Origin of the sequence: Paracoccus fistulariae (genome assembly GCF_028553785.1) — a bacterium.
Classification (GTDB): Bacteria; Pseudomonadota; Alphaproteobacteria; order Rhodobacterales; family Rhodobacteraceae; genus Paracoccus; species Paracoccus fistulariae.
Genome location: NZ_CP067136.1, coordinates 617,899 through 629,710, shown reverse-complemented (window position 1 = coordinate 629,710; position 11,812 = coordinate 617,899). Strand labels below are relative to the sequence as shown.

The 11,812-nt window shown below is 62.6% G+C and carries 9 protein-coding genes; all 9 read left to right on the top strand.

Annotation, left to right across the window (positions count from 1 at the left end; all coding sequences use genetic code 11):
• The first annotated feature begins 42 nt into the window (after positions 1-42).
• The 9 genes from JHX87_RS18510 (at position 43) to JHX87_RS03140 (ending at position 11,724) form a co-directional block, all read left to right on the top strand.
• Positions 43-471, top strand: a complete 429-nt coding sequence (locus JHX87_RS18510; protein WP_377776086.1) for a hypothetical protein — start codon at positions 43-45, stop codon at positions 469-471.
• Positions 472-558: 87 nt separating this feature from the next.
• On the top strand, positions 559-2,682 hold the full coding sequence (locus JHX87_RS03175; RefSeq protein WP_271886395.1) for a helix-turn-helix transcriptional regulator: 2,124 nt from the start codon (positions 559-561) through the stop codon (positions 2,680-2,682).
• Positions 2,683-2,788: 106 nt separating this feature from the next.
• Entirely contained in the window at positions 2,789-3,817 is a 1,029-nt protein-coding gene (locus JHX87_RS03170; RefSeq protein ID WP_271886394.1) for an ABC transporter permease, read from the top strand.
• On the top strand, positions 3,817-4,692 hold the full coding sequence (locus tag JHX87_RS03165) for an ABC transporter permease (RefSeq protein ID WP_271886393.1): 876 nt from the start codon (positions 3,817-3,819) through the stop codon (positions 4,690-4,692). Before JHX87_RS03170 ends, JHX87_RS03165 begins: the two co-directional genes overlap by 1 nt.
• A gap of 3 nt (positions 4,693-4,695) precedes the next feature.
• Positions 4,696-6,372: a dipeptide ABC transporter ATP-binding protein gene (locus JHX87_RS03160; RefSeq protein ID WP_271886392.1), complete on the top strand. Its 1,677-nt coding sequence runs from the start codon at positions 4,696-4,698 to the stop codon at positions 6,370-6,372.
• Positions 6,373-6,388: 16 nt separating this feature from the next.
• Positions 6,389-7,945: a hydantoinase/oxoprolinase family protein gene (locus JHX87_RS03155; protein ID WP_271886391.1), complete on the top strand. Its 1,557-nt coding sequence runs from the start codon at positions 6,389-6,391 to the stop codon at positions 7,943-7,945.
• A complete protein-coding gene (locus JHX87_RS03150; protein ID WP_271886390.1) occupies positions 7,938-9,041 on the top strand; it encodes a DUF917 domain-containing protein in 1,104 nt (367 codons plus the stop codon). The genes JHX87_RS03155 and JHX87_RS03150 overlap by 8 nt, the downstream gene beginning before the upstream one ends.
• On the top strand, positions 9,041-10,141 hold the full coding sequence (locus tag JHX87_RS03145; protein WP_271886389.1) for a DUF917 domain-containing protein: 1,101 nt from the start codon (positions 9,041-9,043) through the stop codon (positions 10,139-10,141). The genes JHX87_RS03150 and JHX87_RS03145 overlap by 1 nt, the downstream gene beginning before the upstream one ends.
• A 29-nt stretch (positions 10,142-10,170) precedes the next feature.
• Positions 10,171-11,724, top strand: coding sequence for an ABC transporter substrate-binding protein (locus tag JHX87_RS03140; protein ID WP_271886388.1), 1,554 nt, complete (start codon positions 10,171-10,173; stop codon positions 11,722-11,724).
• The last annotated feature ends 88 nt before the right edge of the window (positions 11,725-11,812 follow it).

Below are 11,812 nucleotides of genomic sequence, written 5' to 3'. Positions count from 1 at the left end.
GCAGGCTAATGAAAATTCGGTCCTCGACACCCGTCATGAAGCATGAGCCATCGCCATAACGCACGTGTATCTCGCAAATTCTTTGATCCATCTTTCGAAGGCAGCCTGATCCGTCCGCCGGGACTTGTCGTGGCAGCTGGACGTGTCAAAGCAGATGTCCCCGCAAGCCTTCCGGATCGACACGCCCCAGTCGACGCATATCCCGGTCACGATCTCTCGCAGACGCCTGTTCTCGTCCTCAAGCGCCTTAAATCCGCGCCCCTGATCGAGGCCGCCACGATCGCGGCGCGCCACCCGCAAAAACGCATCGACCACCTGCCCCATGGAACTTTCAGCCGTCAAGTTGAAAGCCCGGTGATCGCCAGACAACGCCTACATATCGGCCATCCTACCAAACAGGATGAACCTCAAACCAAACCATCTGGAAAACACCATGATGCAGACTTCGGGCCGGAGGCTTTAACGACCTGACATCGTGTCGGTTCACCATAACGCACGCGACGTTGACTTGCGTGAATGCCGGGTTCATCATCAGCGCCCTCAGAGATCACGGATAATATGCCGAACATTGAGGAACTTGCTGCCTGGGCGGATCGGCTGCATCTGGATGGCGTGCGCGACATCGCGGTGATAGCGCTGCCCGGTTGCGGGCGGGAGGCTTTGCGCCAGGTGCTAGGTGACAAGGGGATCACCCTGCATGTCGCAGCCAGTCCCGACATGCAGTTGATCACCAATCTGGAGTTGTTCAACAGCGCCTTCGAGGATCCGCATTACGCGCAATCTGCCGGGTGGCCCGCGCTGTCGGCCTGCCTTGAAGACGAGAAGGATCCGGTTACGCTGCTGCATGGCTTGCTCTCTGCCATGGAACCACCACTTCGGCACATGTTGCTGCGGTTGGCGCATAACGAAGAGGGAACAGATGATGCGCATATCCGCGCGGCGGAACGTGCCGCGCTGCTGCAACTTGTCCCTCTGGCCAGCTATCGCAGCGGCAAATGGTTCGTTCACAACCAAAGATTGGCGGCGTGGCTGACTCGCGCTGGTCGCGCATGGTCCGGCGATATGACTGCCGCCGCCACGCCCACAGATCTGATCCTGGGCCATCTGGCCCAGGGGCAGCACCGACGCGCCTTAGATGCGTTTCACGAAGCTGGCGGACATCTTTATGGCCATCTGCATGGCTTCGACGCAGCCGCCCGGTTGCGTGACGCCTTTCGTGACGCTTCTGACCCCGAGGTCGTCGGCCTCGAATTCTTCATGGCAGCGAAAAGCGGCGATACGCAACGCGCCAGCGTGATCCTGGCCAATGCCGCGGGTGGTGCGCTGATCGATCTGGGCAGGCCGCTGAAGAACCCCGATAGCGTGCCGCTGGCTTTGCGCTTTTGCCGCATCATGCTGGCGATCTATCGCAGCGACGTCAGTCGTCAGCGCTTTCTGGACGAAGGCGCCGCATTGCTGTCGCGCATTCCGCCGGAACGGCAATTGATGCGCGGGGCGGTCTATAATGCCGTGCTGGAGCTGCATATCCGCGCCGCCCGCTATGGCGAGGCTGACGATGCCGCGCGCCGCGCCATTCGCCATTACAAGGCTGCAGGCGCGCATTACCTGTCCTTTTTCATCCATCTGCATCGCACGGTGATTGCCTTGCATTGCAGCGCAGCGGGACAGGCGCAGCCGCATCTTGAGGCGGCCGGGGCGTCGTTGGCCAAGGTGCCTTTCGCCAGCAGCCAGGATCACGGCTTCATTGCGCTGCTGCGCGCCATCGCCGCCTATGAAACCGGCGATCCGCAACCCATGGTGGATTTCGCCGAAACAGCCTTTGAGACCTTCCTCTATGGTGAATTATGGCCGTCGATCGCGACCATGGCGCTGGCCTATGGGGCCGAAGCCCTGCTGCAATTGCGCGGCGTGCCTGCGGCCATGGCCTATATCGACGGCTGGAAAGTACCGGCCTGGCGCACGCGGCGCTTTCAGGTGCTGATCGAGCAGCGCGAAATCGCCACGCTGCAAAGCGCAAGACGCTGGCGCGAGGCCCGGTTGCGGCTGGAAGACATGGCCCTGCGGATCGGGCGCAACTGGATGCAGGCATCGGGCGAAAACCTTGCCGATCTGCGCGATGGCGAGGATGTCGCACAGGCCTTGCTATGGCTGCGCCAGCAGACATTCGAGACACCCCGCCATCCTGATCTGCTGCTGCGTCTTCGCGCCATCGAAAAGAACGCATCGGTCACGCCGCGTCAGCAGCTTTGTCTGGCGGTCTGGCAGGTCTGGGCCGAGCGTCGTCAGGGGCGCGTGAAGCCCGCCCGAACCGCGCTGCTGCGTCTTCTGGCCCGCTGTGCTGACCGCAATACGGCCGCCCCGCTGATGGAAGAGCGTGGCTTTCTGATGCCCTTGCTGGACGATCCGCAGATCATGCAGGGCGAGATGCGTAACGCCCCCCTGCCCCGCAACCTGCGCCGCGGTGCCCTGCAGGCGGTTGGCAGCGGGCCGCTGTCGCGTCAGGAGTGGCGCACGCTGCTGCTGTTGTCCGAGGGATGCTCGAACAAGGATATCGCGCGAGAGATGGAATTGAGCCTGCCAACGGTGAAGTTTCACCTGCGCAATATCTATCGCAAGCTGGGCGCCACGGATCGAAGAACCGCGCTTGCCGAGGCGCGGGAACGGGCGCTGCTGGCCTCCTGACGCGCAAAACCTATCCCAGTTAGCTGAAAACCTAGCCCACGAACATCTATCGCGGCGCGCATCGTCCTGACAGCCTTGTCTGCATCGACAACAGGGAGGTAGCTCGATGACATCCGGCTTTGCCGAATTCCTGCTCAGGCGAATCGTAGGGTTCGCGGGTGTGTTGCTGGTCCTGGCGCTGATGATTTTTGTCCTGGCGCGCGTGGTTCCCGGCGATCCGGCGCGGATCGCATTGGGGCCGACGGCCAGCGAAGCGCAGGTGGCAGAGCTGCGCGTCGAGATGGGGCTGGACGATCCGCTACCCGTTCAGTTCTGGCATTTCCTGACAGGCGCGGTTCAGGGCGATTTCGGAAATTCGCTGATCTCGGGCAAGCCCGTGGCGCAAGAGCTGGCCGCGCTGCTGCCTGCGACGCTGGAACTGGTGCTGCTGTCGCTTGTCTTCATGCTGTTGCTGGGGCTGCCGCTTGGCGTTCTGGCGGCGCGCTATCGCAATGGCTGGCCCGACACGATCCTGCGCCTGGTCTCGCTGGTCGGGGTGACCATGCCAAGCTTTCTGGTCGCGATCCTGTTTCAGCTGGGCGCGGCGTTTTATCTGACCGATTGGCCTATTCTGGGGCGGCTGTCGCAGGAATATTCGGGCTTTCAGGGGCCGACCGGCCTGCTGGTGCTGGACGGCGTGCTGACGGGTCAGCTTCAGGTGTCGCTGGATGCGTTGAGACATCTGCTTTTTCCCGCGCTGGCACTTTCGCTGTCGGGCATCGGGCAGATCATGCGGATCACACGGTCTGCGATGATCGAACATCAGCGGCGTGACCATGTACAAACGCTGCGCAGCTTTGGCGTGCCGGGCCGGGTGGTTACCTTTCGCTATCTGCTGAAGCTGTCGGCCATCGCACCGCTGACCATCATGGGCCTGGAATTCGCCTCGCTGATCGGCAATGCCTTCGTGGTCGAGATGGTGTTTTCCTGGGGTGGCTTCGCCTCGGCCGGGTTAGAGGCGATCCTGCAAAAAGATCTGAACACGGTTATGGCCGTGGTGCTGGTCTCGGGCTGCTTCTTCGTGATCGCCAATCTGCTGATCGATCTGGTCATCGGCCTGATAGACCCACGGCTGCGCCTGAAGGAGAGCCGCTGATGTCTGCAATGGATAATGACGATATCACGGTGCTGACCGCGCGCCAGATGGCCTGGATGCGGTTTCGCGCAAACCCCGTCGCGATCATCGGCGCGCTGATGGTGATCTCGGTCCTGCTGGCGGCCTTGCTTGCGCCCTGGATCGCGCCCTTTCCGGATCATGCCGGCGCGGTGATCGATTTCCGGAACAAGCATCACGCCCCTGACGCCACCTATCTGCTGGGCGCCGACAAGGTGGGCCGCGACATTCTGAGCCGTGTTCTGTTCGGCTTTCGGGTCTCGCTGCTGCTGGTTGTGGGCGTGTTGGCGATCGCGGTCCCGATCGGCGGCGCACTTGGTCTGCTGGCGGGCTATTTCTCGGGCAGGGTCGAGACGCTGATCGCGGGCTTTACAAATGTCATGCTGGCGATCCCGCCACTGGTCATGGCGCTGGCCGTGGGCAATGTGCTGACGCCCAGCCTGACCAACGCGATGATCGCCATCGCCATGCTGTGGTGGACCTGGCATGCGCGGCTTGTCTATCGCGTGTCGAAATCCGTCGCGACCGAGGATTTCATCGAGGCCGCACGCCTGTCGGGCGCTTCACACTGGCACATCCTGACGAAAGAGATCCTGCCCAATTGCGTCTCGGTCATCTCGGTCAAGACGACGCTGGATGCCGCCTTCATCATCCTCTTCGGTGCGACCCTGTCCTTTCTGGGGCTGGGTGTGCAGCCGCCGACGCCGGATCTGGGCACGATGGTCGCCGATGGCCGCCAGTTCCTGCCGGAAAACTGGTGGGGCGTGCTGGCACCGGGTCTGGCCATCTTTTACGCGACGCTTGGGTTCAACCTTTTGGGTGACGGGCTGCGCGACATGTTCGACGTGGAGGTCTGAACCGTGGATCTGCTTGAAATCCGAAATCTGAACCTCTCTTTCGCCAGCTATGGACAACGGGCGCATGTGCTGCGCGATATCTCTCTGAAGATTGCGCAGGGTCAGCGGGTCGCGTTGATCGGGGAAACCGGTTCGGGGAAATCCGTCACGTCGAAGGCGGTGCTGAACACGTTGCCGGGCAATGCCTCGGTCGATGGGGGTCAGATCCTGTGGCGGGGCGAGGATCTGCTGACCAAAAGCGATGCCGCGCGTGAGGCGCTGAAAGGCATCGAGATGAGCGTGGTCATGCAGGACCCGTTGTCCTCGTTCAACCCGGTCTTCACCATCGGCCGTCATCTTGAGGATGTGATGTATTGGGCCGACCGGCGGGCTGGCAAAAGATCCAGCCGCGCGGAACGGCAGGCGCGCATCCGCGAAACCCTGCTGAAGGTGCAACTGGGCGAGCCGGACCGCGTCATGGCCGCCTATCCATCGCAGCTTTCCGGCGGCATGCGGCAGCGGGTGCTGATTGCACTGGCCCTGATGAACCGCCCTGCCCTGCTGATCGCCGATGAGCCCGGCACCGCGCTGGACGTGACCACGCAGGACGAAATCCTGCATCTGATCAATGAACTGGTGAGAAAAGACGGGCTGTCGCTGCTGATGATCACGCATAACCTTGGCGTGGTGCGGATGACGGCGGATTACGTCTATGTCATGTGCAAGGGCGAGATCGTCGAACATGGCCCCTTGCAGCGGATCTTCGAAGCACCGCAGACCGATTATGCGCGCGAATTGATCGGGGCGATCCCGCCGCTTTACGGGCCGCTGGTCAAGGATCAGCCCGAAACCAGCGGGCAAAGCCTGGTCCGGCTGGAAGGTGTCGGCAAGAGCTTTACCGAAAAGCGCCTGCTGCGGCCCAATCGCGTGACCGAGGCCGTGAAGGGCGTCGATCTGGACATTCGCAGCGGCGAGATCTTCGGGCTGGCCGGGGAAAGCGGATCGGGCAAGACCACCGTGGCCCGCATGGTCATGGGCATCATGCAGCCCAGCCGGGGGCAGGTTCTGCTTGATGGGGTGAACCTGTCCACGATGGTCGGGGGCCGGGCTGACCGGGCCATGGCGCAGATCGTCTATCAGAACCCCGGCACCTCGCTGAACCCCAAGCGCACGGTGTCGCAGACGCTGTCGGTGCCGCTGAAATTCACCGGCATGGCGGCGCGTGATCAGACCCGCCGCATGGAAGAACTGCTGGAACGCGTCGATCTGCCACGCCATTTCCTGTCGCGCTATCCGCACGAGTTGTCGGGCGGGCAGAAACAGCGCGTCGCCATTGCCCGCGCCCTGGCCGCCAATCCGCGCCTGATCGTGCTGGATGAGCCCACCTCGGCGCTGGATGTCTCGGTCCAGAAACGGGTGATCGCGCTGCTGGAAGAATTGCGCGACGATCTGGGCCTGACCTATCTTTTCATCAGCCACGACTTGTCGCTGATGCGCAATTTCTGCTCGCGCATTGCGATCATGCTGAAGGGCGAGATTGTCGAACAGGGTCGTCCCGCGGATGTCTTTGCCGACCCGCAACACCCCTATACCCGCGCGCTGATCGCCGCGATCCCGGTCATTACCGATGCCGAGGAAGCCGCGAAACCGCATGTAACAGAAGCTGAAAAACAAAGGTTCCTCGTGTCCTCGGCGGCATGAGATAAAAGGAGGCGACATGGTTCTGAGACTTGGTATCGACGTTGGTGGAACTAATACCGACGCGGTGATCCTGCGCGACCGCGAGGTCCTGGCCGGGGTGAAAAGTTCGACCACCGAAGATGTGATGAGCGGCATCAGCGCCGCGCTGGAAGCCGTGATTGCAAAGGCCGGCGTGGCCCGCGATGCCATCGACGTCACGATGATCGGCACCACCCATTTCACCAATGCGGTGATCGAGCGGCGCCATCTGGACCCGGTCGCCGCGATCCGACTGGGCCTGCCCGCCACGGCCTGCCTGCCGCCGATGGTCGACTGGCCCGAGGATCTGGTCGAAATGGTCGGCGGCCATCGCTACATGCTGCGCGGCGGCTATGAGTTCGACGGCCGCGAGATCGCCCCGCTGGATGAGGATGAACTGATCCGCATTGCCGGCGAAATCACCGACCTTGGTATCAAGGCGGCGGCGATCTCGTCGGTCTTTTCTCCGATCAACCGCGATATGGAAGAGCGCGCCCGCGACCTGCTGCTGCAGCATTGCCCCGGCCTGTCGGTCGTGCTTTCCAGCGAGATCGGCCGCATCGGTCTGCTGGAACGCGAGAGCGCGGCGATCATGAATGCCTCGCTGCTGAGCCTGTCGGATCACACGGTCGAGGCATTCGGACGCGCCCTGCGAGAATCCGGCCTGAACTGCCCCTTCTTCGTGACCCAGAACGACGGCACGCTGATGGCGGCCGATACGGTGCGGCGTTTCCCGGTGCTGACCTTTGCCTCGGGGCCGACGAATTCCATGCGCGGCGCGGCCTTCCTGACCGGGGTCAAGGATGCCATCGTCATCGACATTGGCGGCACCACCACCGATGTCGGCGCCTTGCAGCATGGCTTTCCACGGCAGGCGGCGACCGTGGTCGATGTGGGCGGGGTGCGCACCAACTTCCGCATGCCGGATGTGTTTTCCATCGGGCTCGGCGGCGGGACCATCGTCACGGGCGGGCCCGATGATCTGACGGTCGGCCCGAAATCGGTGGGCTACCGCCTGACGACAGAGGCGCTGTGCTTTGGCGGCGATACACTGACAACCACGGATATTGCCGTGCGCGCGGGAATGGCCGAGGTCGGCGACGCGTCCAAGGTCCAGTCCATCGACCCGGCACTGGTAGACGCCGCGAAGGCCAGGATTGCCGAGATGCTGGAAATGGCTGTGGAGCGCAGCCGGATCAGCCCCGACCCTATCCCGGTGATCGCCGTCGGTGGCGGCTCGATCCTGGCGCCGGAAAGGATCGGCGATCTGGATGTCATCCGCCCCGAAAACTTTGCCGTGGCCAACGCCGTGGGCGCAGCCATCGCGCAGATCTCGGGCGAAGTGGACCGCATTTTCGCGCTGGAGGGCACGACGCGCGATCAGTGTCTGTCCGCCGCCGAAACCGAAGCGCGCGAGACCGCGATTGCGGCGGGTGCGCGCGCCGACACGCTGACCGTGATCGAACGCGAGGATGTGCCGCTGGCCTATCTGCCCGGCAATGCCACCCGAATTCACCTGAAGGTCGTCGGCGATATGGGTGATCTGAATGTCTGACTTCAAGGATAAGCTCTGGCACCTCACCGAAGAGGATATCGACGCGCTGGAAATCGGCTCGGGCATCCTGGGCACCGGCGGCGGCGGCAATCCCTATATCGGCAAGCTGCGCGCGCGCCAGTCGCTGCGCGAGGGTTATCGCCTGTCGATCCTGCCCATCGAGGCGCTGGATGATGAGGCTCGCGTGGTGCCGCTGGGCGGCATTGGCGCGCCGCTGGTTTCTTTCGAACGGCTGAAGGAAGGGCGCGAGGGGCTGCGCTGCCTGCGCGCGCTGGAGGATCGGCTTGGCTTCAAGGCCGATGCCGTGGGATGCGAGGAAATCGGGGGGCAGAACTCGATGGAACCGTTGATCACCGCAGGCTATGCCGACCTGCCGGTGGTGGATGGCGACGGGATGGGTCGCGCCTTTCCCGAAATGCAGATGACGACCTACGCGATTTACGGCCATCGCTCGACGCCGTCGGTGATGTGCGACCCCCATGGGAATGCGGTCTGCTTCGAACACGCGATTTCTGAAAAATGGCACGAGACCATGGCGCGGGCCTGCGTGATCTCGCAAGGCGGCGCCTCGGTTCTGGCCTCGGCCCCGATGAGCGGCGCGTTCTTCAAACGCCACGCCATCCCGCACAGCTATACCCAGGCCATCGGGCTGGGCCGGGCGGTGATGACCGCGCGTGCCCAGCATGACGACCCCATTGCCGCCATTTGCGAACGCGAAGGCGGGCGGCATATCTTCTCGGGCAAGATCAGCGACCTGAAGCGGCATTTCGCGCGCGGCTTCAATGTCGGCATCGCCAGCATCGAGGGGCTGGACAACTGCCGCGGCTCGCTGGGCGAAATCACCATTCAGAACGAATTTCTGATCTTCCGCCGCGATGGCGAGATGCAGGTCTGCGTGCCCGATCTGGTCGTGGTTCTGGATCTGGACACGGGGTTGCCGCTGACCACCGAAGTGCTGCGCTATGGCCAGCGCATCGCCGTGCTGGCGCTGCCGTGTCACGAATTGCTGCGCTCGGCGCAGGCGCTTGAGGTGGTGGGACCGGCGGCCTTCGGATACCCGGACCTTGCTTATCGTCCCATGACGGAGGCAGTCTGATGGGTTTCGAGGTAACGTCCCGGGACATGGACGCCATCGCCCTTGGCGGTGCCTTTCTGGGCACAGGTGGCGGGGGTGATCCCTATATCGGCAAGCTGATGGCACGGGCGGCCATGGGCGCAGAGGGTCGGGTGCAGGTCGTAGACGCCGCCGATGTGCCCGACGATGCGCTCTGCGTGCCGGTTTGCATGATGGGCGCGCCCACGGTGATGCTGGAAAAGCTGCCCAATGGGAACGAGGCGCTGTCGGCCCTTGCCGCGCTGGAGGCCTATCTGGGGCGCAAGGCAGATTATCTGATCTGCATCGAGGCGGGCGGGCTGAATTCGACCATTCCTTTCGCGGTAGCAGCCGCCACCGGCTTGCCCCTGATCGACGGTGACGGCATGGGCCGGGCATTCCCCGAATTGCAGATGGTGACGATGACGATGCACGATATCGCCGCCACGCCCATGGTGATTGCGGATGAAAAGGGAAACACCTCGGTTCTGAACGCCATCTCTAACATCTGGACCGAGCGCCTGGCCCGCGCCCAGACGGTGGAAATGGGCGGCGCGGCGCTGGTCGCGCTTTATCCGATGAGTGGCGCACAGATGAAAGCCGGGTTGCTGCATGGCACGCTTGGACTGGTCCGGGAACTTGGTCTGACCATCGCCCGAGAAAGGCGCGCCAACCGGCACCCGGCCGACGCATTGATCCAGCGATGCGGCGGCTTCGATCTGTGCACCGCGCGGGTCGTCGATATCGAACGCAATACGGTCGGCGGCTTTGCCCGTGGCAAGGCGATCCTGCGCGGTGTCGAGGCCGATGCGGGTCGCGATTTCGCGCTGTCCTTCCAGAACGAGTTTCTCTGTCTCGAAGATGGCAAAGGCGAACCGCTGGCGTTGACCCCGGATCTGATCTGCGCGCTGGACGCTGATGGCGGGCTGCCCGTCACGACAGAAACGCTGCGCTTTGGGCTTGCGCTGCGGCTGATCGGCCTTCCCGCCGATCCGCAATGGCGCAGCCCGGCCGGGCTGGACCTCAGCGGTCCCGCCTATTTCGGTTATCAACACGAATTTTCACCGCTCGAAAAGCTCAATCCGGCAACCAATAACCGCTAACCCAACAGGTAGGACAGGAGACGATAGAGATGAAGAAACTGCTTTCCGCCACTGCGCTGACCATGCTGGCTGCATTGCCTGCGGCAGCGCAGGACGACAAGGTCGCCATCACCGTGAACACGGTCCAGATCTTTGGCACCATCGACCCCGCAAAGATCAACGATTACACAGAGTATATGGCGGTCGTGAACCTTTACGACGCGCTGACCACGGTGGATGGCACCGGCACGATCATCCCGCAGCTTGCTGAAAGCTGGACCATCTCGGATGACGGCCTGACCTATCGCTTCACGCTGAAAGAGGGCGCCACCTTTCAGGATGGCAGCCCGGTCGAGGCATCGGATGTCGTCTATTCGGTTCAACGCCTGCTGGAGCTGAATGAAGGCCCGGCGAACCTCTTCAGCGACGTGATCTCGGCCGATGCGGTCAAGGCCACGGATTCCCGAACCGTGGAATTCACCCTGTCCAAGGTCTATGCCCCGTTCATCTCGATCACGCCGCTGCTTCTGGTGGTGAATGAAGGCGCGATCCCTGAAGGCGACGATTGGGGTCAGGCACATCTGGCTGACAATCCCGAGGGTGCGGGACCCTACAACCTCGCAAGCTGGGATCGCGGCGCTCAGATGACCATGGCGCGTTACGAAAACTATCACGCAGGCTGGCCGAATGCAGCGCCGATCGACGAATTGCGCTTTGTCGTCACGCGGGATGAGGCGACGGTGCGCGCTTTGGCGCAGCGGGGCGAGTTGGGCATCTCCTCGCAATATCAGGCCAGCGAAACCTATGATGGCATTGCCAAGCTGGAAGGTTACGAGACGCTGGCCGTGCCCTCGGCCACGGGATTTTACATCAAGCTGAACAATCAGACCGCGCCCACGGATGACATCCATGTCCGCCGCGCCATTGCGATGGCCATGGATTACGCCACCATCCGCGAGGTGATCTATCCCGGGGCGCCGCTGAAAGGCCCGCTTGCGGATGTGTTCTCGGCCGCGGTGCCGGAAGGCGCGACCGAGCCCGTCTTTGACTTGCAGGCCGCGCAAGAAGAGCTGGCGAAATCGAAATATGCCGCTCAGGGCCCGATCCCGCTGGTGCATACCTATGTTTCGAAAACCGCCTTCGAGGAAGAGATCGCCCTGCTCTTCAAGGCAACGCTGGACTCCATTGGCTTCGATGTGACGATCCAGCCTGAGCCATGGAACCGCATCACCGAACTGGCCAGCTCGGTCGAAACGACGCCGCATTCCACCCAGGTCTTCTTCGGACCGACCTACCCTTCGCCGGATTCGGTCTATTATGTACAATATTCCAGCAAAAGCGCCGGGACCTGGGCCAGTATGGATTGGGTACAGGACCCCGAGATTGATGCGATGATTGATGCCTCACGCGCCGAAACGGACACCGATGCGCGTAATGCGATCTATCAGGATATCTACAGCAAACTGGTGGCGGATCAGCGCTCGGTCTGGCTGCTGGCACAAGAGCGCCGCTTTTCGGTCAACACCTGCCTGAAGGGATATGAATGGGTTCCCATGCAAAGCTGGGATTTCGACTTCTCGCGCATGTACTGGAACTGCGACTGACCGCAAAGCCCGCCCTCGCGCCCGCCCCTGACAATTCGAGGTTGGGATGCGCGAGGGCAGTTTTAACGGGTGGGCAGACGTCAACAGG